Raw genomic sequence first — 24,006 nt, 5'->3', positions numbered from 1 at the left:
CTTTCCGCGCTAGTGGGCGACGGCGGCCGCAGCCGCCTCGTCGATGAAGCGCCCGGTCTCGAAGCGGTCGAGGCTGAAGGCGGCATTGATGGGATGCGGCTCGTCGCGGGCGATCGTATGCGCAAAGACGTGACCCGAGCCCGGCGTCGCCTTGAAGCCACCGGTGCCCCAGCCGCAATTGACGTAGAGCCCCGGCACTGGCGTCTTCGACAGGATCGGCGAGCGGTCCGGCGTCACGTCGACGATGCCGCCCCAGGTCCGCAGCATCCGCATGCGCCGGAAGATCGGGAACATCTCGGCGATCGCGTCGAGCGTGTGGTTGAAGATCGAGAGGCTGCCGGTCTGTGAATAGGACGGATACTGGTCGGTGCCGGCCCCGATCACCAGTTCGCCCTTGTCCGACTGGGAGACATAGGCGTGGACGGTGTTGGACATCACCACGCAGGGAAAGCACGGCTTCACCGGCTCGGAGACCACCGCCTGCAGCGGGTAGCTCTCGATCGGCATGCGCACGCCGGCCATGTCCATCACGACGGAGGTGTTGCCCGCCGCCACGACGCCGACCTTGCGGGCGCCGATGAAACCGCGCGTCGTCTCGACGCCCGCCACACGGCCGTCGGCGCTGCGCCGGATGCCGGTGACGGTGGTGTTCTGCAGGACATGCACGCCCCTTGCCGAGGCCGCACGGGCATAACCCCAGGCGACGGCATCATGCCGCGCGGTGCCGCCGCGCCGTTGCAGCGCGCCGCCGATCACCGGATAGCGCGTGTTCGCCGAGATGTTCAGCGGCGGGCAATAGGCCTTGCACTCGTCCGGCGTCAGCCATTCGTTGTCGACGCCGTTCAGCCGGTTGGCGTGAATGTGGCGCTGGGCGCCCTGCCGGTCGTGCTCGTTGTGCGACAGCATCAGGACGCCGCGGGGCGAGAACATGACGTTGTAATTGAGGTCCTGCGACAGGCCCTCCCACAGGGTCACCGCGTGGTCGTAGAGCGCAGCCGATTCGTCGTAGAGATAATTGGAACGGATGATCGTGGTGTTGCGGCCGGTGTTGCCGCCGCCGAGCCAGCCCTTCTCGATCACCGCGATGTCGGTGATGCCGTGCTCCTTGGCGAGATAATAGGCCGTGGCCAGCCCATGGCCGCCAGCGCCGACGATGACCACGTCGTAGGTCTTGCGCGGCTCGGGCGAGGCCCATTGCTCGGTCCAGCCGGAATGGCCACGCATTGCTTCGCGTGCCAGCGCGAAGGCCGAAAATCGTCGCATAATTCGCCCCGCATCCGAATGGCGCACGATCGAGGACACCGTCCGCCCGTCAGGTGTAGCGCTGCCCTGCCCGCTGGAGCAATGGCCGCGCTCTCCATGTCTAGCGGGGATCGCGCCGCACCATGCTCCGATTGCGACGGCCGGTGACGCAGCGACGAAATGCCGGCGGCGACGGCGCGGGGTCCGCGATCGCCGCCGTCCCTGGCGGGTTTACATCACCGACCGGCGGGACCGGCCGACGAAACCACCGGCCGCGCCGACCAGCAGGCCCAGCAGCAAGGCAACGAAGGCACCGAAGGACGCGGAGGACACCACCTGCGCCGCCTCAGCCGCCGCACGCCGGGCATCGCGCTGTGCCTCGTCGAAACGCTGCTGGAACGCCTGCAGCCGCTGGCGCGCCTGCGCGGTCGGGATACCCGCTCCGTCGGCAATGGCCTGCACGGCGGCGGAGCGCTCGTCGGACGTTGCATCCTCGGCAAGTCCGGCAGCGATCGTCGACACTGCGCTGGCAAGATCGACGGATCCGGCCTCGGCAGTCTGACCCGCGACATTCGCCTCGCCGTCGCCCGCAACGGCGTCCTCGCCATCAGGCCCTGCGGCGTCGGCCGGCTGCGGGGCCGGGGCGGCCGTCGCGCGATCGAGAAGCTGCGCGACCTCGCGGCGGATCGGATCGGGAAGCCCCGTATCCGATTGCGGTGCCGCCGTGGTGGCCGCCTGGGTCAGCCCCTGGATCGAACTGCCGATCGCACCGAAGGCGCCGCCCACCACTGCCGAGGCACCGCTGGTCAGGAGAAACACCACCACCAGGGTGGAGGTCGCCCAGGTGATGACGCCGTGCAGAACCGCGTCGGTTCGAGAAACGCTGCCCGACAGGCGGCCGGCAGTATAGGCGCCGACGAACAGGCCGATCAGGACCACCGCGATGGTCCACAGCCCCCCGGCGGACAGGAGCGCACCCGCATCCCCGGCGGCGGCAGCCTCGATGCTGGACAGGCCGATGCCCAGACCCAGCAGGCCGAGCATGAATTGCAGCGCCATCGCCAGCAGCGAACCCGCGACGATCGCCCCCCAGGAGATGCGCGGCAAGGCCTGTGCAGAGGCCGAAGCCATTGTCCGCTCGCGTCGAATGTCACTCATGTTATGTTGTGTCCCGCTCAGGTGGCCTAGGGTCAGTTTCGCGACCCTAGGCAATTTTGCACTGCACTTGAAGCAGCGAAGGCTGCGCGGGCGCATATACTCTTGGTGGATACGATATCCATCGTGAAATCGCGATTGCCTGTCGGCCCTTGGTCTGGGTGCCAGACATGGCGAGACCGATACTGCATGGCCGGGACACCGGCGGGTGGGCGAACGGACGGAGGAACCAGGAATGACCGGATTTCCACGCAAACTCGCCATCGGCCTTGTCGCCGGCCTCTTGGCCGCATCGGCCACGGGACCTGCCGCAGCAAACAGCGATACGCCCCGGATCGCGCTCGCCAACTTCTACTATCTCGACACGTCGGGCGAGCCGGGCGACAGGACGTCGGAACATGCCGCACGGATCGCCCTGTTCGAAGCGAAACTCGGCGAAGGCCTCGCCGACCGCGCGGCGTACGAGGTCGTCGCGCTGACCTGCGACCAGCCCGAATGCAGCGTCGGAACCCTCAGTGTCGAAAAGGCGGTCGAGGCCGCCGCGGCGCTCGACGTGGACTATCTCCTGCTCGGGGCCGTCCAGAAGGTCTCGACGCTTGTTGGCATGGGCCGCGTCGACATCATCGACATCGAGGATCGCAGGGACGTCTTCAGCCGCGTCCTGTCGTTTCGCGGCGACACGGACGAGGCCTTCGTCAGGGTTGCCGACTTCGTGGTGACGAATGTCTCGCAGGCCGACTTCGATGCCGCCGAGCCCGGCCCTGACGGCGTTGTGAGCCGCTGACGCCATTCGGCACGGCCAGTGTGGCCTAACGACCTCGACAAGAGGACGATCTTCTGCTATCGGCCAGCGCGCTTCGAAGCAACAGGCTCCGCGGCACAGCTTTTCTCGTCCCTATACGGCCCGTCCACACTTCAGAAACGGAACACCCCTGTGCAGGTAGTTGTACGCGACAACAACGTCGACCAGGCGCTTCGCGCGCTCAAGAAGAAGATGCAGCGCGAAGGAATCTTCCGCGAAATGAAGATGCGCGGCGCATTCGAGAAGCCCTCCGAAAGGCGGGCTCGCGAGAAGGCCGAGGCGGTTCGCCGCGGTCGCAAGCTGGCCCGCAAGCAGGCCCAGCGCGAAGGCCTGCTCGCCGGCGGCCGCGTCCACTAAGCAGCCGTAATTTCGACCGTTTTGGCGATTCAAGTGCGGCGGTCGGCCTCCGGCCGCCGCCTTTCGTCGTTTGCGGCGCAACCGCATGCATGGCATAGGTCAGTTCGGTTTGCCGCCGCGCGGGCGAGCGTCCCTGGCGATCCGAATGTCCGAACCGTCTCTTGAGGATCAGTCCGTCGATGCCGCAGCTTTCCCACCCGATCGCCCTTCACCCGGCCGACCATTGCGCGCCGCATGAATCCGCCGGTCGCGCGGCCGGGCTTCTGCGGACAACCGCGGCGCTCGGGCTGATCGCGATTCTCTCCGCCTGCCAGACCGCCGACGGCCCCGCCGTGACCGCGATCGCGCTCGACCAGAACCAGGGTCTCGAGCAGAACCTGGCTTCGCTCAGCCAGACGGTGGACGCTAATCCGCGGGATCCGGAAGCCTACAATGTGCGCGGCACCGCCTATGGCCGCGCCGGCAACTACAAGGCCGCGATCGCCGATTTCACCACGGCGTTGCAGCTCGACCCGAATTTCCATCAGGCCTATGCCAACCGCGCGCTGGTCTACCGCCAGACCAACGAGCCGCTGAAGGCCGTCGAGGACTACAACGCGGCGCTGCGGATCAACCCGAACTATGATTCCGCTTATATCGGCCGCGGCAACGTCTATCGCGTGGCCGGTCGCAACCGCGAAGCGCTGGCCGACTTCCAGCGCGCCATCGACCTGAACACCACCGATCCGCGTGCCTATCACAATCGCGGTCTGCTCTATCAGAAGGACGGCCAGCACAAGCAGGCGATCGAGGACTTCTCGACGGCGATCTCGCTGCAGGCCAACGCCTCGGAGCCCTATTCGGGACGCGGCGTCTCCTATCTCGCCCTCGGCGACGAGGAGAATGCCTTCACAGACTTCAACACCGCCCTGAAGCTCGACGACACCAAAGCCGAGTACTGGACCAACCAGGCGCTGGTCTACGAGCGTCGCGGCGAGACCAAGCGCGCCTTCCAGTCCTATGCGCGCGGCGCGCAGATCGACCCGAAATACGTGCCGGCCAAGGACGGCATGGCCCGCACGCGCGGCGGCAACGCCGCCTGATCGACCCGAAGCCCGGCCGCGCAAGCGGTCGGGCCCGCTCTCCCCCGGCGGCCGGGAGAGCGGCTGTGACCTTCGCGATCACGGCCATTTCAAAATGACATCATCCGTCACGGAACAGGAAGGCTCCTGCGTGGTTCTCCCCGGCGAACGGGACAGAACAATGCAAGGAATGCCCTTATGATTTCCAGAATTTCGAGCCTCGCCATCGCAGCCACGCTCGCCGCGGCACCGTTCGCCGCAACCTCCGCTCAGGCGGCAGAAGTGAAGGCCGGCGTGCTCGGCTGCCACAGCGACGGCGCGACGGGCTTCATCGTCGGATCCTCCGAGGATCTTGTCTGCGAGTTCACGCCGGCCGGTGACGGCCCCGTCGAGCTCTATGCGGCGACCCTCGACACCTTCGGCCTCGATGTCGGCGTGACCGGCCGCACGGTCATGACCTGGGCCGTCGTCACGGCCGATGGCTACACCTACCAGCCGAACGGTCTCGAGGGCACCTATGTCGGCGCCACGGCGGATGCCTCGGCGATCGTGGGCGGCGGTGCCAACGTGCTCGTCGGCGGCGCGCAGGACAGCTATTCGCTGCAGCCGGTCAGCATCCAGGCGCAGGAAGGCATCAACGCGGCCATCGGCGTGTCGAAGTTCACCCTGACGCCGGCCGAGCCCGTCGTCACCGAGCCAGCCACCGTCGCGGTTCCGGCCGTTCCGGCAGGCCCGGGCGAAGTCCGCCCGAAGTAAGCCAACCGGCGACCCACTATTCTGAAACGGAAAAGGCCCTGCCGGCATCGCCGGCAGGGCCTTTTCACATGGGCAATGCGACGGGTCGCGAAAGCCTAGTCGTTCAGCGACTTGACGATGTCCTCGACCATCTTCTTGGCGTCCGAGAACAGCATCATCGTGTTGTCCTTGTAGAACAGCGTGTTGTCGATGCCGGCATAACCGGAGCCGAGCGAGCGCTTGATGAACAGGCAGGTCTGTGCCTGGTCGACGTTCAGGATCGGCATGCCGTAGATCGGCGAAGCCTTGTCGTCGCGCGCCGCCGGGTTGGTCACGTCGTTGGCGCCGATGACGAAGGCGACGTCGGTCTGGGCGAACTCGGAGTTGATGTCCTCCAGCTCGAACACGTCGTCATACGGCACGTTGGCTTCTGCTAGGAGCACGTTCATGTGCCCCGGCATGCGGCCCGCCACCGGATGGATGGCGTATTTCACCTCGACGCCCTCTTCCTTCAGCTTGTCGGCCATTTCGCGCAGCGCGTGCTGGGCCTGTGCCACCGCCATGCCGTAGCCCGGGACGATGATGACCCGGCCGGCATTCTTCATCAGATAGGCAGCATCCTCGGCCGAGCCCTGCTTGACCGTGCGGTCGCCGAGATCGTCGGCCCCGGCCGGGCCGCTCTCGCCGCCGAAGCCGCCGAGAATGACCGAGATGAACGACCGGTTCATGCCCTTGCACATGATGTAGGACAGGATGGCGCCGGACGAGCCGACCAGCGCACCGGTGATGATCAGCGCCAGGTTCTGCAGCGTGAAGCCGATGCCCGCGGCGGCCCAACCCGAATAGGAATTGAGCATCGAGACGACCACCGGCATGTCGGCGCCGCCGATCGGCACGATCAGCAGCACGCCGAGGGCCAGCGCCACCAGGACGATCAGCCAGAACATCACATGGCTCTCGGTCACGGCAAAGCCGATGACCAGCGCCACCATGGTCACGCCGAGCGCGATGTTGATGATGTGGCGGGACGGCAGCATGATCGGCTTGCCGCTCATTCGTCCATCGAGCTTCAGGAACGCGATGATCGAGCCCGTAAAGGTGATCGCACCGATCGCCACGCCGATCGACATCTCGACCAGCGCCTGACCGTGAATGGCGCCGACCGTGCCGATGCCGATGGCTTCCGGTGCATAGAGCGCCGCAGCGGCGACCATGACGGCGGCCAGACCGACCAGCGAGTGGAAGGCGGCGACGAGCTGCGGCATCGCCGTCATCGGAATGCGCTTGGCGACGATCGCGCCGCCGGCACCGCCGATGGCGATACCCAGCACGATCAGCACCAGGCTACCGAAGGACGGACCGGCCAGAAGCAGCGTGGTGACGATGGCGATGGCCATGCCGACCATGCCGAACATGTTGCCCTGTCGACTGGTCGTCGGGTGGGAAAGGCCCCGCAGCGCGAGGATGAAGAGCACCCCCGAGACGAGGTACAGGAAGGCGGCGAAATTCTCTGTCATCGGTCGCTACCGCCTCACTTTTCTTTTTTCTTGTACATCGCCAGCATGCGCTGGGTGACGAGGAAGCCGCCGAAGATGTTCACCGACGCCAGGATCAGCGCGATGAAGCCGAAGGTCGTCGCGATACCCGAGGCGGAGATGCCGACGGCGAGGATCGCGCCGACGATGATCACCGAGGAGATGGCGTTGGTGACCGACATCAGCGGCGTGTGCAGCGCCGGGGTCACCGACCAGACCACGTAGTAGCCGACGAAGATCGCCAGCACGAAGATCGCCAGGTGAAAGACGAAGGGATCGATGCCGGACACGGCATGGCCGACGGCGCCTGCCGCCTCGCCATAGCCTTCGCCGAGCATGCGTTCGACACCGGTGCGCGCGTCGCGGATGGCAACACTGGCATCGTTCAGACGCTGCAGCGTCGCCTGAGCGGTTTCGTCGGCCATTACGCCTCTCCCCCTTCGGTCTTCTCTGCTGCGTCATCGGCCGGCGCGGCCGGTGCAGCCGGCGCCTCGGCGGCGGCGAAGTTCGGATGCACCACCTTGCCGTCGCGGGTCAGCAGCGTCGCCTGCACCAGCTGATCGTCGAAATCGATCGTCAGCGCCTTGGTTTCCTTGTCGATCATCGTCTCGAGGAAGGTGGCGAGGTTCTTGGCGTAGAGCAGCGAGGCGCTCGCCGCGATCCGGCCCGGAACATTGAGATGGCCGATGATCTTGGCCGGTCCGACCTGCGTGACGGTGCCCGCTTCGGCGCCCTCGACATTGCCGCCGCGCTCGACGGCCAGATCGACGAGCAGCGATCCCGGCTTCATCGATTCCACCATCGCCCGGGTCACGAGGCGCGGTGCCGGACGGCCCGGGATGAGTGCCGTGGTGATGACCACGTCCTGCTTGGAGATGTGCGATGCAACGAGCTCGGCCTGCTTGGCCTGATACTCCTTCGACATCTCCTTGGCGTAGCCGCCGGCGGTCTCGGCCGCCTTGAACTCGTCGTCCTCGACGGCGATGAACTTGCCGCCTAGGGACTCGACCTGCTCCTTCGCCGCCGGCCGCACGTCGGTGGCCGTGACGATGGCGCCGAGGCGCTTGGCGGTTGCGATGGCTTGCAGGCCGGCAACGCCGGCGCCCATGACGAAGACGCGCGCGGCCGGAACCGTGCCCGCCGCAGTCATCATCATCGGGAAGGCCCGGTCGAACTCGGCCGCCGCATCGATCACCGCCTGATAGCCGGCGAGATTGGCCTGCGACGACAGGATGTCCATGGACTGGGCGCGGGTGATGCGCGGCATGAACTCCATGGCGAAGGCGAGAACGCCGGCCTCGGCCATGGCCTTGACCTCGTCGTCGCGGCCATAGGGGTCCATCGCGGCAATGACCAGCGCGCCCGACTTGTAGGATTTCAGCTCGTCCGCCGACGGGCGGCGGACCTTCAGCACGACATCGGCGTCGCCGGCATCAGCAGTCGAGCCGATGGTGGCGCCGGCGGCCTCGAAGGCCGCGTCGGTGATACGCGAATCGGCGCCCGCGCCGGTTTCCACGACGACCGTGGCGCCCAGACCGGTGAGTTTCTTCACCGTGTCGGGCGAGGCAGCGACACGGGGCTCGCCCGCCTCGCGCTCCTTTGGCACGAACAGTTTCAACGCGTAGGCCTCCCGGAATTGTATTCAGTCATGGGGCAGCCGGCCCGCCGAACGCATCGCTGGCTGCCCGAAGTCGCGACGATCGTGTCAGGCGACGAAGTAGGCGATCACCATGAGGGCGATGAAGGTGCCGATACCGCCGATGAAGCCACCGCCGGCGAGCAGGCCGACGAGCATCCCCAGAACGATCGCGATGACGGCGATCGAGCCCCATTTGGTGGCGGCGAGGAAGCCCTCATAGGTCCGCTCGTGCTCGGGATAATCCATCTCGGCCGGATGATCGGTGTCGTAGGTCGGCAGGCCTGCCATTCGAAATTCTCCTGATCGTCAGTCGCCCGGCACATACACGATCCCGCCACAATGTGGCAATGGCAACCGCAATGCAGCATGATCATCCACCTATGCGAAAGCGCCCCCTCCCACCTGCGACGGGCTCCGCAACCAAGCCGACTGGCATACAAAAATGGCCGGCGCCTGAAGACGCCGGCCATGGCGATCGCTGTTGCAATCGACTGAGACAGATCAGGCGACCTTGCGGTCCTCGTGACGTCCCTCTTCCACTTCCTCGATGATCTTGGCGACGAAGGCCGGGATGTCGCCCGGGTTCCGCGAGGTGATCAGCGCCTCGTGAACGACGACCTCCTGGTCGAGCCAGTTGCCGCCGGCGTTCTTCACGTCGGTCTTGATCGAGTTGTAGGAGGTGATGTTGCGGCCGCGCACGACGTCCGCCTCGATCAGCAGCCACGGTGCATGGCAGATCGCGGCAAGCGGCTTCTTGGAGTTGAAGAACTCGCGCACGAAGCTGACCACCTTCGGGTCGGCGCGCAGGACGTCCGGGTTGATCTGGCCGCCCGGCAGGACCAGCGCGTCGTAATCGGTCACGCGCACTTCCGAGAGCGTCTTGTCGACCGTGATCTCCTTGTCCCAGTGATCCTGGTCCCAGCCCTTGATGGTGCCGGATTTCGGCGAGATCACATGGACCTCGGCGCCGGCTTCCTTCAGCTTGGCCAGCGGTTCGGTCAGTTCCACCTGCTCGAAGCCGTCGGTGGCCAGAATGGCGATCTTGGATTCCTTGATGCTTGGCATGGTCGTATCCCTTTCATTCGGCCGAGCGCCGACACGCCATCCTTGAGGAAAGGCTGCGGACCGGCTCGGCGAGATGTGACGTTCCCCCACCAAACGGGGCCTGGGGCGCCAAGTTCCGCTACTCGTTGATCCTGAACGTGTCCGGTGCGTTGAAGATCAGCGAACACGTCTTGGCGTGCGGCGATGTTCCCGCGATAAGCTGTACAAGGAGGGGGCAGCCGCTGCCGGATTCGGCGGCCGTCCCGATCACGCCAATGCCAGGGGACCGGCCTTTGCGTTTCTCGGATCTCTCGCTGGTTCTTCAGATCGTCGCGGGCCTCGCGTCGCTGTGGGTCAGCTTCGCCTTCGTGGCCGTCTGCTTCGTCAATATTCTCGAAGTCCGGCGCCGGCCGACGGCCGTGCCGCGGACGGCGCGGACGATCCTGTCCCTGGCTCCGGTCTGGCTGTTCGCGCAGGGCTATATCGCCGCACTGGCCAAATGGTTCACGATCCGCAACGACATCAGCCTTCCGGCCATCGGCGAACTGGTCCTCGCCCTGACGCCCGGCGTGAACGTCGTCTATGGCTGGGACTGGTTCGTCGATATCCTGTGGTTCAACGGCAAGCTGCTCGCCGCGCTTTTCGGCGGCGATTTCGGCTGAGGAGCCGAAGCGCCGCCGGCCTGCTCACTCCGGATCCGGCAGATCGTCGATCGCCGCCACCGCATCGGCAAAGCCGAAGCCCGCGCGGACCATGGCGGCGACGTCGCGATCGCGGCGCTCGGCGCGGTTGCGCAGTCGGTGCGGCCCCAGCCGCCGGCGCCGTGCATAGGCAAACGCCGCCTGCCGATCGCTGGTCTCGTCGGCGGCGAGGAGTTCCTCCACCAGGTCCCGCTCGACACCCTTTTCCGACAGCTTGGCCGCGACCATGCGCTGCGAGGTGCCGCGCCGCCGCAGGCTGAGCACCCGCGCCTCGCCATAGGCGCGGTCATCGACGAGCTTCAGCTCGACGAACTTGGCGACCGTTTCGTCGATCTCGTCCGTAAACGCGCTCGCATCCTCGCCGCGCGCATGGGCCCGCCGCATCACCTTGCGTTCCAGCACCCGGCGCAGATTGGCGGTCGAGGAGGAATAACGTTCCAGATAATACGCCGCGGCCCGGAACAGCCATTCGCGCGTGATCGGCCGGGGCGGCTTGGGCGTATCGCCGGCAGTGTCGGCCCGTTTCGAGGTCATGGGGCCTTCTAGCCCCTCGCGAGCGGCAGCCGCAACGCCGCCGCCTGCTTGCTCCTCGCTCTATTCGGCCGCTTCCGCCATCCGTCCCGCATGGTCGAAGGCCGACAGCGCCGCCTCCCGCCTGGTCGCGGCCTCCGCAGCGAAGCGCCGACGCACCGGACCGAAGCCCTTCAGCGTCTCGGGCCAGCGGGCCAGCGCCACCGCGGCGTCGTGATTGCCCGGCGAGAGATCGGCCAGAATGCGATCGAGCGTCGCCTCGTATTGCGCCCGTTCCTCGCGCTCCGCCCGCCGCTCGGCGGTGCGCGCGAAGGGGTCGAAGAACGTGCCGCGCAGGCCCTTCATGGCCGCCAGCACCTTGAAGCCGGTCATCATCCACGGCCCGAAAGCGCGTTTCTTCGCGCGCCCCTTCGGCCCGGTCTCGCCCATGATCGGCGGCGCGAGATGGAATTCCAGCCGGTCGTAGCCGTCGAAGCGGTCGGAGATCTGCGCCGCAAAGCTGCCGTCCGTGTAGAGCCGAGCGACCTCGTATTCGTCCTTCACCGCCATCAGCCGGTAGAGCTGGCGGGCGACAGCGTCGGTCAGGTCGCTCCGGCCGGGCGCCATCCGCTGCTCGGCGGCCCGGACCGCATCGACGCGCCGGCGGTAGCGCTCGGCGAAGGCCGCATCCTGATAGGCCGCCAGATCGGCCACGCGCCGTGCAATCGCCTCGTCAAGGGTCTCGGAGACGCGGCGATGTTCCAGCCGCTGATCGCCGCTGTCCTGCGCGACCGGCATGTTGGCCGGATCATGGGCGATCGCCCGGCCCCATTCGAAGGCCGAGAGATTGGCCGCCACCGCAACCCCGTTCATCTCCAGCGCCTTGCGGATTGCTGCGCGTGACACCGGCAGCGCGCCGGTCTGATACGCCATCCCCAGCATCAGGATGTTGGCGAAGATCGCATCGCCGAACAGCGCCACGGCAAGCTGCTCGGCGTCGACGACATGCAGGTGATCGTCGCCGGCCGCCTCGCCCAGCGCCGAGATCAGCCGCCGCGTCGGGAAGGAGAAATCGACGTTGCGGGTGAACTCGCCCGACAGGGTCTCGTGGCTGTTGACGACCACCTCGGTCCGGCCCGCCGCGATGGTGGCGCGGACCTTGGCCGAGGCGGCGGTCACCATGTCGCAGCCGATCAGCAGCCCGGCGTCGCCAGCCGCGATGCGGATCGACTTCAGCTCCGCCGGCGTGCGCGCGATCCGCACATGGCTCATCACCGCGCCGCCCTTCTGGGCAAGGCCGGCCATGTCGATGATCCCGGCGCCGCGTCCGTCGAGATGCGCCGCCATGCCGATGATCGCGCCGATCGTCACGACGCCGGTGCCGCCGACGCCGGTAATGACGATGCCCACCGGCTGATCGAGGTCGCGGGCCGCCGGCTCCGGCACCTCAGGAGCCTCGGCGCTCTTGCGCGCGCCCTTCTTCAACGCGCCGCCATGGACGGTGACGAAGGAGGGGCAGAAGCCTTCAAGACAGGAGAAATCCTTGTTGCAGGCCGACTGGTCGATCTGGCGCTTGCGACCGAACTCGGTCTCGACGGCGGTGACGGCCACGCAGTTGGACTGCACCCCGCAATCGCCGCACCCCTCGCAGACCCGCTCGTTGATGACGACGCGCTTGTCCGGGTCGGGAAACCTGCCGCGCTTGCGCCGGCGCCGTTTCTCGGCCGCGCAAGTCTGGTCGTAGATCAGCACCGTCAGCCCGTCGATTTCGGCCAGATCGCGCTGCACGGCGTCGAGCTCGGAGCGGTGGTGGACGGTGATCCCCGCCGGCAGAGCGGCATTGCCGCGATGCTTCTCCGGCTCGTCGGAGACGATGGCGATCCGCTTCGCCCCCTCGCCCGCCACCTGCGCGGCGATCGCCGGCACCGTCAGCCCGCCCTCATGCGCCTGGCCGCCGGTCATGGCGACGGCGTCGTTGTAGAGGATCTTGTAGGTGACGTTGGCGCCCGACGCCGCCGCCGCCCGCAGCGCCAGCGCGCCGGAATGGTTGTAGGTGCCGTCGCCGAGATTCTGGAAGACGTGGCGACGCGACGAGAAATGATGCTCGCCGATCCAGTTGGCGCCCTCGCCGCCCATCTGGGTATAGCCCTCGGTCGACCGGTCCATGGCCTGCGCCATGAAGTGGCAGCCGATGCCGGCATAGGCACGCGCCCCTTCCGGCACATGCGTCGAGGAGCTGTGCGGGCAGCCGGCGCAGAAATACGGCGTGCGCAGCGCGATCTCGGCGGTCGCCGCGGTATGGCCGCACAGGGCTTCGAGGCTCGCCAGATGTCCCGCCAGCGCTTCGCTCGGGCTGCGCTCGACGAGGCGCCGACCGATCGCCACGGCGATGTCGTTGGCGTCGAGCGAGGCCTTCGGCGTGAACAGCGTCCCACCCGCCTCGTCCGTCTTGCCGATCACCAGCGGTGCCTTGGCCGTGCGGTAGAGGATCTCCTTGACCTGCCCTTCGACGAGCCCGCGCTTTTCCTCGACCACGATGATCCGGTCGAGCCCGTCGGCGAAGCGCCGCACGAAATCCGGATCGAGCGGCCAGGGCAGCGCCACCTTGCCGAGCCGGATTCCGAGATCGGCGGCTGCCACTTCGTCGACGCCGAGGCTCGCCAGCGCCTGCTCGACGTCGAGCCAGGACTTGCCGAGCGACAGGATGCCGGTCTTTGCCCCGCGTCCGCCCGAATGCACGATCCGGTCGAGCCGGTTCGCCGCGATGAACGCCCGCGCCGCCGGCAGGCGGAAATCGTGCAGCATCGCCTCCTGCTCCAGCGGATGGGCGGCGCGGCGGATGTTGAGCCCGCCCGGCGGCATGTCGATCTCGGGATATTCGAACCGCAGGCCGGACGGGTCACAATGGATCGTGGCGGTCGATTCGATGTTGTCCTTGACGCACTTCATCGCCGTCCACAGGCCGGAAAAGCGCGACAGGGCGAAACCCGCCAGGCCGTAGTCGAGGATCTCCTGCACACCGGCCGGATTGAAGATCGGGATCATCGCGTCGACGAAGGCGAATTCCGACTGATGCGCCGTCGTCGAGGATTCGCAGGTGTGATCGTCGCCCATCAGCGCCAGCACGCCGCCATTGCGCGAGGTGCCGGACAGATTGGCGTGGCGGAAGGCGTCGCCGGAGCGGTCGACGCCAGGCCCCTTGCCGTACCAGATGCCGAAGACGCCGTCGTGGCGGCCCTCGCCGCGGATTTCCGCCTGCTGCGCGCCCCACAGGGCCGTCGCCGCCAGGTCCTCGTTCAGCGCCGGCTCGAAGATGATGCCGCTCTTCGACAGTACCGGCTTTGCCCGGGCGAACTGCTGGTCGAGCCCGCCCAGCGGCGAACCGCGATAGCCGGTGACGTAGCCGGCCGTATCGAGCCCTGCCCGGCGGTCCCGCGCCGCCTGCATCAGCGCCAGGCGGACGATCGCCTGGCTCCCCGACAGGAAGACGTCGCAGACGTCGAGATCGTACTTGTCGTCGAGCGAAACGGTGCGTGTGGTCATGGCGCGATGTCCTCCCCTGGCCGACATGCCGGCGAAGGATCGCCGACATGCTCCAAGCATTCTGCCTTGCTTACTGTTTTGCAGTCCGGCGCCGTCTCCGTCAAAGCCTTTCGGGATCATCCCGGAACGGACCCGGCAGGGCTGCCCGCCAGCCGGCGAAAAGCCTGCTCGTCCGACATGGTATCACCGGGCGCGGCTCTTGCGCTGCTTCGGGATTTTCCTTAACGACGGGCGAATTCCCAGGCTTCGGGCAGACTGTCGACGCAGCGCTTTCGAGCGGCTTCGCCCGTCGAACGCGTCGCGGGGAAAAAAGGGGGCGAACCGGGCCGAAGCTGACTTCGCGGCGCGCCAGGGCACCATGGGGAGATCCGGCCGGATGTCAGCTCTTCTATCGTTTTCGCGCGGCGTCGATCGCGTCACCACCTTCGTCGGTCGGGGCGTCTCCTGGCTCGTCCTGCTGGTGGTGCTGGTCAGCGCCGGCAATGCGGTCATCCGCAAGCTCTTCGACGTCTCGTCCAATGCCTGGCTCGAGCTGCAATGGTACCTGTTCGGCGCCATCTTCATGCTCGCCGCGGCCTGGACGCTGCTGAAGAACGAACACATCCGCGTCGACATCGTCTCGAACATCCTGTCGAAGCGCACCCGCGACTGGATCGACTTTCTCGGCCACATCCTCGCATTGCTGCCCTTCACCGGCCTGATGATCTGGCTGCTGACCCCTTACGTCCTGCAGTCGTTCAATCGCGGCGAATATTCGCCGAATGCCGGCGGCCTGATCCTGTGGCCGGCCAAGGCGCTGCTGCTGGCGGGTTTCATTCTTCTGTTCCTGCAAGGGCTGTCCGAGCTGATCAAGCGCGGCGCGATCCTCTTCGGCGGGATGGAGGACACCACCCCCATGGCCTCCAGCCATGCCGAGCCGGTCGAGCTGGCGGCGCTCGCCCCCGACCGTCCGGAAGGCGGCACCGAACCCCCACCCCTTGATGACGACGCCCGCAACGGCGGTTCGGGAGCCATCCGATGATCGAGTTCGTCGCCCACAATCTGGCGCCGATCATGTTCGGCTCGCTGGTGATCTTCCTGCTGCTCGGCTACCCGGTGGCGTTCTCGCTGGCCGCCAACGGCCTCTTGTTCTTCATCATCGGCGTCGAGCTGGCGCCGCTGTCGCCCGACATCAACCTGTTCTGGCCGCTGCTCGGCGCCCTGCCCGACCGCTTCTTCGGCGGTGTCATGGCCAACGAGACGCTGCTGGCGATCCCCTTCTTCACCTTCATGGGGCTGATCCTCGAGCGCTCCGGCATGGCCGAGGATCTGCTCGACACGATCGGCCAGCTCTTCGGCCCGCTGCGGGGCGGCCTCGCCTATGCGGTGATCTTCGTCGGCGCGCTCCTGGCCGCCACTACCGGTGTCGTCGCCGCCTCGGTCATCGCCATGGGCCTGATCTCGCTGCCGATCATGCTGCGCTACGGCTATGACCGCCGGCTGGCCAGCGGCGTCATCGTTGCCTCCGGCACGCTGGCGCAGATCATCCCGCCGTCGCTGGTCCTGATCGTCCTCGCCGACCAACTCGGCCGTTCGGTCGGTGACATGTATTCCGGCGCGCTGGTGCCGGCGCTGGTGCTGACGTCGCTCTATGTCGGCTACGTCTTCATCCTGACCATGCTGCGGCCCAATGTGGCACCGGCGCTTCCGCCCGAGGCCCGCACGCTCGGCCGCGGCGTTACCTCCCTCGCCATCGCGGCGGCCGCGGCCGTTGTCATCGCCTATGCGATGACGGTCTATCTCGACGGCAAGGTCGCACAGGGCGCCGGCATCTGGGGCGCGACGGTCGCCGTCGTGGCCGTCTACGTCGTGGCCGTCGCCAACAAGGCGCTCAAGCTGCCGCTGATGTCCTACCTCACTCAGCAGGTGATCATCGTCCTGATCCCGCCGCTGGCCCTGATCTTCCTCGTGCTGGGCACGATCTTCCTCGGCGTCGCCACGCCGACGGAAGGCGGTGCCATGGGCGCGGTCGGCGCGCTCATCCTCGCCTTCGGCAAGCGCAAGCTGAATCTTTCCCTGATGACCCAGGCAATGGAATCGACGACCAAGCTGTCGGCCTTCGTCCTGTTCATCCTGATCGGCGCGCGCGTCTTCTCGCTGACCTTCTACGGCGTCAACGGCCATGTCTGGGTCGAGGAACTGCTGACCTCCGTGCCCGGCGGCGAAACCGGCTTCCTGATCGTCGTCAACATCCTGGTCTTCTTCCTGGCGTTCTTCCTGGACTTCTTCGAGCTCGCCTTCATCATCGTGCCGCTGCTGGCTCCGGCGGCGGACAAGCTGGGCATCGACCTGATCTGGTTCGGCGTGCTCCTCGGCCTGAACATGCAAACCTCGTTCATGCATCCGCCCTTCGGCTTCGCGCTGTTCTACCTGCGCTCAGTCGCGGCCCGCGTGCCGTATCTCGACCGCATCACCGGCAAGCGCATGGAGCCGATCACCACGGGCCAGATCTACTGGGGCGCGGTGCCGTTCGTCTGCATCCAGATCATCATGGTCGCCCTGACGATCATGTTCCCGCAGATGGTCATGCGCTACAAGACCGAGGTCCCGCAGATGGACCCGTCCGAGATCCGGCTGCAGATGCCGTCCTTCGACGGGGGCCTCGGCCTGCCGCCTCTGGGTGGCGCATCGGGAACCGGCGGAAACCAGCAGAACAACCCGCTCGGCCTGCCGCCTCTGGGCCTGCCGCCGGTCGGCGAACCCGGCGCTCCGGCGGGTGGTCCGTCGGCCCCGGCGCAGCCCGGCACGACCGCTCCCGCACAGCCGGCTTTCGGCCTGCCGCCGCTGAACTTCAATTCCGGACTTGGCGGCAGCCAGGCTCCGGCGACGGGCACCGCACCGGCGGCTCCTGCGGCCGAACCCGAAGCACCGACTGCCCCGAGCGGCGAGCCCGCTCCGGTCGACCTGTCGCAGCCGCCGGTCATCCAGTAGCCGCCGGCGCGACGTCCCGCGCACTGGCGCAATGACGCTTCCGGCCGCTCGCGCGGCAGGCTAGTCTCGGCCGAACCGGCCGGGAGACACGCGCATGACGATCACGCCAAACCGGGCGACGGCCCTTGCCGCCGTCGCCATCCTCGCCATCACCGGCAGCGCGCATGGCAACGACACGACGGCCAATCTGGCGGCCGGCGGGCTGGTCTTCACCACAACCGATGCCATCGCGATGCAGCGCGAGGAGCTGTTCATCTCCGAAGAGCGCATTGCGGTGCGCTACGAATTCGTGAACGCCGGGGCCGAGCCGGTGAAGACGACCGTCGCCTTTCCGATGCCCGATATCCGCATCGATCCCTATGGTGGCGACGTCTCCATACCATCGGGCAACCCGGACAACCCGCTGGCCTTCTCGACCCGCGTCGACGGCGAGCCGGTCGCCATGCGCCTCGAGCAGAATGTCTTCGTCGGCGATCGCGACGTGACGGCTACGATGCGGCAACTGCGCCTGCCCCTTGCGCCGCAGGCGAGTTCGGCGCGCGACGCGCTTGACGCGCTGCCGCCCTCCGACCGCGCGTCCGTGCTCGATCTCGGCATCGCGATCGAGGAAACCTACGATATCGGCCAGGGGATGGAGACGCATCTGGCGCCCGACTGGACCCTGCGTGCCACCTATTACTGGGAGCAGACCTTCGCGCCGGGCAGGACGATCGTCGAGCATGACTATGTCCCTTCGGTCGGGGGCAGCGTCGGCGCCATGCTGGGCCAGCCCTGGGCCGGACCCGACGACGTCGCCGCCCAGCGGAAGCGCTACTGCATCGATGACGACTTCATGGCTACCGTCGAGCGGCGGACGCGGGCGGCGGGCCCCGATGCCATGCCCTTCCAGGAGCGCTGGATCGACTACATTCTGGTGACCGGCGGCAATTGGTCGGAGCCGATCGGCGACTTCAGCATGGTCATCGACAAGGGCGCCCCGGAAAACCTCGTCAGCTTCTGCGCGACCGGCGTCACCAGGATCGCGCCGACCCGCTTCGAGGTCCGCAAGCGCGACTACACGCCGACGGAAGACCTGCACGTCCTGATCCTGATCCCTACCGGCGGCTGAACATCATTGACCACCCGACGCAGAAAGGCCCCGCGCGTCGCCGATGCCGGGGCCTTTTTGCATCGTGATCTGCCGGTGATGGTCAGGCGGCGGTGCGCAGATCGGCTTCGGCGGCTGGTGCCACGGGTGCGACCGGCCTCTCGACGACCCGGCCCAGAATGCCGATCTCGTAGGCAAGCGACGCCGCTTCCGCGCGGGCCCGGTCGAGGCCCGGCGCCACCTCGTCGGGCAATGTGAAGATCGTGCCGCCATGCAGGAACGGCGCCTCGTAGGCGGCCCGCTGCACCAGACCGATCGGCAAGCGGCGGGTCTCGCTGGTGCCGATGATCGCCTCGACGCTGCGTGCCACACGGCTCGGGATCGCCGTCACGGCGCTGGCGACGAAGCAGCGGTCGCGGCCCTTGCGGCCGGTGCCTGCGTCGGCCGCCAGAAGTTGGTCGGTCAGGAGCGCCGAATAGGCCGACAGCGGCGAGAACCGCACCGGGATCAACGCGTGGTCGGCCAGACGCGCGCAAAGCCGGATCATCTCGCCCTCGTCACCGGCGTCGATGATCGCCGCGTCACCGCGGCGGCGCGCCGCGCGAACGAGCTGCTCGATGACCAGCGGATCGTTGGTCCGCTCCACCGTCACCTTGGCGGGCAGACCGGCCTGTGCCCAGGCGGCCAGATCGCCGTCCCGCGCCGCGTCGATGACGATGACCGGAATCTCCGCGGCCGCAGCGACGCCCGCGAGCGTCATGGCCAGGGTGGACGTACCGGAGGTCTTCAGGGAGCCGACGGAAATGACAGGGATCATGGGAAAGCCTCCTAGCGGAACGCGAAGCGATCATTGTCCCGACATGGTTAACAGCCGGTTAACGAGCCGGCCGCGGCTTAATCATTCGGCAAGGAAAAGGCCCGGCGCGCTGACGCACCGGGCCCGTGGTTTCGAACCGGATCGTTAAACGATCAGTTGCCCTGGGGCACGAGCGCGCCTTCGCGCTGCTTGATCATCATGAAGGTGTCGAAAGTGTATTCGGCGACCTGCTGCCAGAGATATGTATCGTTGCGATACGCAACCATCGAATCGTAGATCTTCTTGAAGGCCGGGTTCTTGCCGTTGATCTCGGCATAGACCTCCTGCGTGGCGTCGAAGCTCGCCTGCATGATCTCCTGGCTGAACGGGCGCAGCTGCGCGCCGCTCTGGACCAGCGTCTTCAGCGCGGCCGGGTTCTTGTAGTCGTATTCCGACAGCATCTCGAGCGTGACGGCACGCGACGCTGTCGCCAAAAGGCTCTTGTAGGCGTCGGGAAGCTTGTCGTACTCGACCTTGTTGGTGAAGAAGCACAGCGCAAGGCTGCCTTCCCACCAGCCGGGATAATAGTAGAATGGCGCGACCTTGTAGAAGCCGAGCTTCTCGTCGTCATAGGGTCCGATCCATTCGGCGGCGTCGATGACGCCCTTCTCCAGCGACGGGTAGATGTCGCCGCCGGCGATCTGCTGCGGCACCACGCCGAGCTTCTGCAGCGCCTGACCGGCGAGCCCCGCAATGCGCATCTTCAGGCCGTCGAGGTCCTGGACCGTGTTGATCTCCTTGCGGAACCAGCCGCCCATCTGCGTGCCGGTGTTGCCACCCGGCAGATACTGCAGGCCCTCGGTGTTGAAGAACTCGTTCAGGAGACCGAGACCGCCGCCGTAATAGAGCCAGGCGTGCAGGCCGCGGGCGTTCAGCGTGAACGGCACGGTGGCGCCCAGCGCGTAGGTCGGGTCCTTGCCGACATAGTAATAGGATGCGGTGTGGCACATCTGGACGGTGCCGTCGCTGACCGCGTCGGCGGCCTGCAGGCCCGGCACGATCTCGCCGGCCGCGAAGACCTGGATGTCGAAATTGCCGTCGGTCGCCTCGCGCACGAACTTCGCCATGTCCTCGGCGCCGCCATAGATGGTGTCGAGCGATTTCGGGAAGGAGGAGGTGCAGCGCCACTGCACCTTCGGCGTCGACTGCGCAATGGCCGGGGCGGCGAGCGAACCGGCGCCGGCAACGCCCAGGGCACCGACGGTGGAATTCCTGATGAACTTACGACGATCCATATCGAACAAGACCTTAGACTGCGCCAGGGGACACGGGGGTCCGGCGCTGGGGAGCGAACGTCTGGCCTCGGGCCGGTGCGAGCGGCCGTCCATGCCAGCACGACAATCCCGCCGGCGGGCGCCGACGGGCATTCCTTTCGGACAACGGCCCGCCACGGCGGGTGCCATGGAGGGCCGTCGTCCGGAACCATCGATCCGTGCCGCCTCGGGCGGCACGGATCGTTTGATCAGAGCGCGCCTTCGCGCTGCTTGACCATCATGAAGGTGTCGAAAGTGTATTCGGAGATCTGGCTCCACAGATAGGCGTCCCGCTTGAAGGCGTTCTGGCTCTCCATGAGTTTGCGGTAATCCTCGTTCTCGGAGGCGATCTCCTCGTGGAGTTCCTGCGCGGCCGCGAAGCTCGCCTGCATGATCTCCTGGCTGAACGGACGCAGCTGCGCGCCGCCCTCGGCCAGCCGCTTCAGGGCCAGCGGATTGCGATAGTCGTAGCTGGCCATCATCGAGCAGTTCACCGCCCGGCTGGCCGCATTCAACATCGCCTTGTAGCTGTCCGGCAGGCTATTCCACTTGTCGGCATTGACCATCAGGTGCAGCGCCGCGCCGCCTTCCCACCAGGCCGGGTAGTAGTAATACGGCGCCACCCGGTAGAAGCCGAGCTTCTCGTCGTCATACGGACCGACGAACTCGACGGCGTCCAGCGTGCCCCGCTCGAGGGCTGCATAGATGTCGCCCGCCGCGATCTGCTGCGGCACGACGCCGAGCTTCTCCACGACGCGGCCGGCGAGACCGGCGATCCGCAGCTTCAGACCCTTCAGATCCTCGACGCTGTTGATTTCCTTGCGGTACCAGCCGCCCATCTGCGCGCCGGTATTGCCGGCCGGCATCGCATGGACGCCGCTCTTGGCGTAGAATTCGTTCAGCAGTTCGTTGCCGCCGCCCTCGTAGAACCAGGCGTTCTGCTGGCGCGCATTCAGGCCGAACGGCACCGCCGTGCCGAAGGCAAAGGCCGGGTTCTTGCCGACGTAATAATAGGACGCGGTGTGGCCGAGCTCGACCGTGCCGCCCTGCACCGCGTCGAGCACCTGGCCGCCCGGCACGATCTCGCCGGCGGCGAAGAGCTGGATGTCGAACTGGCCGTCGCTGATCTCGCGCACATGATCGGCGAGCGCTTCGGCCGTCCCGTACAGCGTGTCGAGCGACTTCGGGAAGGACGAGGTCAGGCGCCACTGGATCTGCGGGCGTTCCTGCGCGATGGCGGGAGCCGCGAGACTCGACGCGCCAAGGCCGGCCACGCCGGCGCCGATCGCGCCCTTGGCCGCACCGCCGATGAATTTGCGTCTGTCCATGAGATGCCTCCCCGAATGCAAGGCGCCGCCTCGTCGGCGGCTTAAATCCATGCTGGCCGGGTCCTCCCGCCAGCCGTCGCGCGGGATCGTAAGCATCGAGGATCAAAAGGCAAGCGCGCATCGCGATGCTCAGGACGCCCGGCCGGGAAAGCCGCCTGCAAGGCGCCCCCGCCGCGCGCCTCAGCCCTGGAGCTGAAACGCCTCGAAGCGGTGCAGCGCGTCCTCGATCGGCTGCGTGTGGCGAGACGGCTCGCCTTCCCCCACCCAGCTCCATTGCTGCGTCAGCAGCCTGCCTTCGGCGCGGTCGGTCTTCAGGTCGATGGCCGCAACGATCCGGTCGCCGACGAGAACCGGCAGGGCGAAATAGCCGAGGACCCGCTTCTCCTTCGGGACATAGGCCTCGAAGCGATGCTCGTAGTCGAAGAACAGGGCCAGTCGCCGGCGCTGGATGATCAGCGGGTCGAAGGGCGACAGGACATGGACCACCGGCGCGGTGGCCTCGGGGATCGTCGCCAGCGTCTCCGGCTCGGCCCAGTGCCCGACCTTGCCGGCGTCCTCCACCGCCACCGGGACCAGCCGCCGGCTGCGCACCCGCGCCGCGATCAGCTCGCGGATCGCCGGCTTGCGGCCAGCGGAAAGATGGCAGACCGAATCGAGGCTGACGAGCCCCTGCGCCCGCAGCGCCCGGTCCAGCATATAGGCGGCGACCTGGCGCTCGCTCGCCGGGCGGGGCCGCCGCTCCCAGCCGAAATGCCGGTCTGTCAGTTCGTAGGTCTTCAGCATGCCGGTGCGTTCGCTGACCGTCAACGCGCCGGTATAGAACGCCATCTGCAACGCCCGCTTCGACGGCTTGCGGCTGGCCCAGGCATGATCCTTCTCGACCAGCACGTCGTCCTCGATATCGCGGATCGACAACGGCCCTTCCTTGCGGATGAGCGTCAGCACCTTCTTCAGGTCGGCGGGGCTGACGCGCTCGAACCAGCGCGACGGTGCCTCCCGGTGCCGCTTCATCTCCGGCAGGAAGAAGCGGATGTCGCGCGTAGGCACATAGGACAGGGCGTGCGTCCAGTATTCGAAGACGCTCTTGTCGACGCTCTGGGCCCGGTGCAGATCCGCCCGGCGATAGCCGGGAATGCGGCTCCACAGGATGTGATGGTGGCAGCGCTCGATGACGTTGATCGTGTCGATCTGGACGTAGCCGAGATGCTCGACGGCGGCGCGGGTTGCGTCCGGCCCGTCGCCGAACGGGGCCGCCACGTCCAGCCGCTGGGCGCGCAGCCAGATCCGCCGGGCTTCGGCTTTGCTCAGGGGAACGGGCGGTCGGGAGGCAGGCGGCATGGGGCGGGCGGTCTCTCGGCGGGCGAAGCGTCGGGCAGGCAAGTCTAGCCTTCGCCGACGCCCCATTGCCAGCACGTTTGCCGCAGCCGGGCCACCCGGAAACGCGGCGTCACGGCCGCGTGGCGAGCCAGATGACGTGGCGGGCGCCGCGCTTCTTCTGGCGGGCGCGCACCTTGACCTCCTCGACCGCAAAGCCGGTGCGCTGAAGCCGGGTGGTAAAACTGCTGTCGGGTCCCGACGACCAGACGGCAAGAACGCCGCCCGGCCGCAGCGCCGCATAGGTCCGCGCCAGACCCTTGGTGTCATAGAGCCTGTCGTTCTCGCGGCGCGTCAGTCCTTCGGGGCCGTTGTCGACATCCAGGAGAATGGCGTCGAAGGCTTCCTTCTTCGCGGCAATCAGCTCGCCGATGTCGCCCTGCGAGATCGACACGCGCGGATCGTCGAGGCAGCCGTCGAACAGATCGGCCATCGGTCCCCGCGCCCAGGTCACGATTGCTGGAACGAGTTCCGAGACGGTCAGGCGGACCTTCGGCCCGGCGACGGCGAGCGCGGCACGCAGGGTGAACCCCATGCCGAGCCCGCCGATCAGCACATGCGCCTCGTCACGGTCGGCGATCCGCTCCTGCGTCAGCGTCGCCAGCGCCTCCTCCGACCCGCTGAGCCGGCTGTTCATCAATTCGATGGTGCCGACCATGATCGAATATTCGGTGCCGCGGCGCGACAGCTTCAGCTGGCCGCCACCCGGCACCTCGGCCGTATCGAGACGTTCCCAGGGGATCATGCGTCACTCATCGTTCAGGCGGTCAAAGGGCTGTTCGTGCAAGCGCGCTAGCACAGCCCAGCCGGTTTG

22 protein-coding genes are annotated in these 24,006 nt (G+C 67.2%); 8 read left to right on the top strand and 14 right to left on the bottom strand.

Annotated elements, in window-relative coordinates; genetic code table 11:
- Nucleotides 1-9 precede the first annotated feature (9 nt).
- Nucleotides 10-1,263 (bottom strand): sarcosine oxidase subunit beta family protein, encoded by a 1,254-nt coding sequence (locus tag SI859A1_RS03905; protein ID WP_009208557.1) that lies wholly within the window; start codon nt 1,261-1,263, stop codon nt 10-12.
- Nucleotides 1,264-1,473: 210 nt separating this feature from the next.
- The gene (locus SI859A1_RS03900) at nt 1,474-2,400 is read right to left on the bottom strand and encodes a hypothetical protein (RefSeq protein WP_148233720.1); all 927 of its coding nucleotides are present in this window, start codon (nt 2,398-2,400) and stop codon (nt 1,474-1,476) included.
- Nucleotides 2,401-2,632: 232 nt separating this feature from the next.
- Between SI859A1_RS03900 and SI859A1_RS03895 the strand changes: the two genes are divergently transcribed.
- The 4 genes from SI859A1_RS03895 (at nt 2,633) to SI859A1_RS03880 (ending at nt 5,373) form a co-directional block, all read left to right on the top strand.
- Nucleotides 2,633-3,181 carry a DUF2380 domain-containing protein gene (locus SI859A1_RS03895; RefSeq protein WP_040325193.1) on the top strand — a complete coding sequence of 183 codons (549 nt, stop codon included), beginning with the start codon at nt 2,633-2,635 and terminating at the stop codon, nt 3,179-3,181.
- A gap of 150 nt (nt 3,182-3,331) precedes the next feature.
- Entirely contained in the window at nt 3,332-3,556 is a 225-nt protein-coding gene (rpsU, locus tag SI859A1_RS03890; protein WP_040325191.1) for a 30S ribosomal protein S21, read from the top strand.
- Between the two features lie 179 nt (nt 3,557-3,735).
- The gene (locus SI859A1_RS03885) at nt 3,736-4,638 is read left to right on the top strand and encodes a tetratricopeptide repeat protein (RefSeq protein ID WP_081451324.1); all 903 of its coding nucleotides are present in this window, start codon (nt 3,736-3,738) and stop codon (nt 4,636-4,638) included.
- 177 nt (nt 4,639-4,815) lie between these two features.
- Nucleotides 4,816-5,373: a DUF992 domain-containing protein gene (locus tag SI859A1_RS03880; RefSeq protein ID WP_009208552.1), complete on the top strand. Its 558-nt coding sequence runs from the start codon at nt 4,816-4,818 to the stop codon at nt 5,371-5,373.
- A 95-nt stretch (nt 5,374-5,468) separates the two neighbouring features.
- On the opposite strand, the gene SI859A1_RS03875 is transcribed toward SI859A1_RS03880, so the two are convergent.
- From SI859A1_RS03875 to SI859A1_RS03855, 5 genes are all read right to left on the bottom strand, one after another.
- Nucleotides 5,469-6,869 carry an NAD(P)(+) transhydrogenase (Re/Si-specific) subunit beta gene (locus tag SI859A1_RS03875; protein WP_009208551.1) on the bottom strand — a complete coding sequence of 467 codons (1,401 nt, stop codon included), beginning with the start codon at nt 6,867-6,869 and terminating at the stop codon, nt 5,469-5,471.
- Between the two features lie 14 nt (nt 6,870-6,883).
- Nucleotides 6,884-7,312, bottom strand: a complete 429-nt coding sequence (locus SI859A1_RS03870; protein WP_009208550.1) for a proton-translocating transhydrogenase family protein — start codon at nt 7,310-7,312, stop codon at nt 6,884-6,886.
- The gene (locus tag SI859A1_RS03865) at nt 7,312-8,505 is read right to left on the bottom strand and encodes a Re/Si-specific NAD(P)(+) transhydrogenase subunit alpha (RefSeq protein WP_009208549.1); all 1,194 of its coding nucleotides are present in this window, start codon (nt 8,503-8,505) and stop codon (nt 7,312-7,314) included. Before SI859A1_RS03865 ends, SI859A1_RS03870 begins: the two co-directional genes overlap by 1 nt.
- Before the next feature lie 87 nt (nt 8,506-8,592).
- Nucleotides 8,593-8,814 (bottom strand): aa3-type cytochrome c oxidase subunit IV, encoded by a 222-nt coding sequence (locus SI859A1_RS03860; protein ID WP_040325190.1) that lies wholly within the window; start codon nt 8,812-8,814, stop codon nt 8,593-8,595.
- Between the two features lie 213 nt (nt 8,815-9,027).
- Nucleotides 9,028-9,591 carry a type 1 glutamine amidotransferase domain-containing protein gene (locus tag SI859A1_RS03855; protein WP_009208548.1) on the bottom strand — a complete coding sequence of 188 codons (564 nt, stop codon included), beginning with the start codon at nt 9,589-9,591 and terminating at the stop codon, nt 9,028-9,030.
- Between the two features lie 272 nt (nt 9,592-9,863).
- On the opposite strand from SI859A1_RS03855, the gene SI859A1_RS03850 reads away from it, so the two are divergent.
- Entirely contained in the window at nt 9,864-10,232 is a 369-nt protein-coding gene (locus tag SI859A1_RS03850; RefSeq protein ID WP_040325188.1) for a hypothetical protein, read from the top strand.
- A 24-nt stretch (nt 10,233-10,256) separates the two neighbouring features.
- On the opposite strand, the gene SI859A1_RS03845 is transcribed toward SI859A1_RS03850, so the two are convergent.
- Together SI859A1_RS03845 and SI859A1_RS03840 are read right to left on the bottom strand one after the other, a co-directional pair.
- Entirely contained in the window at nt 10,257-10,805 is a 549-nt protein-coding gene (locus SI859A1_RS03845; RefSeq protein WP_009208547.1) for a regulatory protein RecX, read from the bottom strand.
- A gap of 60 nt (nt 10,806-10,865) precedes the next feature.
- Entirely contained in the window at nt 10,866-14,324 is a 3,459-nt protein-coding gene (locus SI859A1_RS03840; protein ID WP_040325187.1) for an indolepyruvate ferredoxin oxidoreductase family protein, read from the bottom strand.
- A 376-nt stretch (nt 14,325-14,700) separates the two neighbouring features.
- On the opposite strand from SI859A1_RS03840, the gene SI859A1_RS03835 reads away from it, so the two are divergent.
- The 3 genes from SI859A1_RS03835 to SI859A1_RS03825 all read left to right on the top strand — a co-directional run bounded on the left by SI859A1_RS03835 (nt 14,701) and on the right by SI859A1_RS03825 (nt 18,402).
- The gene (locus SI859A1_RS03835) at nt 14,701-15,345 is read left to right on the top strand and encodes a TRAP transporter small permease subunit (RefSeq protein WP_009208545.1); all 645 of its coding nucleotides are present in this window, start codon (nt 14,701-14,703) and stop codon (nt 15,343-15,345) included.
- Nucleotides 15,342-17,294: a TRAP transporter large permease gene (locus SI859A1_RS03830; RefSeq protein ID WP_009208544.1), complete on the top strand. Its 1,953-nt coding sequence runs from the start codon at nt 15,342-15,344 to the stop codon at nt 17,292-17,294. The genes SI859A1_RS03835 and SI859A1_RS03830 overlap by 4 nt, the downstream gene beginning before the upstream one ends.
- Nucleotides 17,295-17,388: 94 nt before the next feature.
- Nucleotides 17,389-18,402, top strand: a complete 1,014-nt coding sequence (locus SI859A1_RS03825; RefSeq protein WP_009208543.1) for a DUF4424 domain-containing protein — start codon at nt 17,389-17,391, stop codon at nt 18,400-18,402.
- Between the two features lie 82 nt (nt 18,403-18,484).
- On the opposite strand, the gene SI859A1_RS03820 is transcribed toward SI859A1_RS03825, so the two are convergent.
- The 5 genes from SI859A1_RS03820 to SI859A1_RS03800 form a co-directional block, all read right to left on the bottom strand.
- Nucleotides 18,485-19,198, bottom strand: a complete 714-nt coding sequence (locus SI859A1_RS03820) for a P-loop NTPase family protein (RefSeq protein ID WP_192847181.1) — start codon at nt 19,196-19,198, stop codon at nt 18,485-18,487.
- Between the two features lie 152 nt (nt 19,199-19,350).
- The gene (locus tag SI859A1_RS03815; RefSeq protein WP_009208541.1) at nt 19,351-20,472 is read right to left on the bottom strand and encodes a TRAP transporter substrate-binding protein; all 1,122 of its coding nucleotides are present in this window, start codon (nt 20,470-20,472) and stop codon (nt 19,351-19,353) included.
- 227 nt (nt 20,473-20,699) lie between these two features.
- Nucleotides 20,700-21,818: a TRAP transporter substrate-binding protein gene (locus SI859A1_RS03810; protein WP_040325184.1), complete on the bottom strand. Its 1,119-nt coding sequence runs from the start codon at nt 21,816-21,818 to the stop codon at nt 20,700-20,702.
- A gap of 180 nt (nt 21,819-21,998) precedes the next feature.
- A complete protein-coding gene (locus SI859A1_RS03805; protein WP_009208539.1) occupies nt 21,999-23,156 on the bottom strand; it encodes a winged helix-turn-helix domain-containing protein in 1,158 nt (385 codons plus the stop codon).
- Nucleotides 23,157-23,265: 109 nt separating this feature from the next.
- A complete protein-coding gene (locus SI859A1_RS03800; RefSeq protein ID WP_009208538.1) occupies nt 23,266-23,937 on the bottom strand; it encodes a spermidine synthase in 672 nt (223 codons plus the stop codon).
- Nucleotides 23,938-24,006 lie beyond the last annotated feature (69 nt).

The organism is Aurantimonas manganoxydans SI85-9A1, assembly GCF_000153465.1.
GTDB lineage: Bacteria > Pseudomonadota > Alphaproteobacteria > Rhizobiales > Rhizobiaceae > Aurantimonas > Aurantimonas manganoxydans.
The sequence above is the reverse complement of the archived record's forward strand: the minus strand, read 5'-3'. Positions and strand labels throughout refer to the sequence as shown.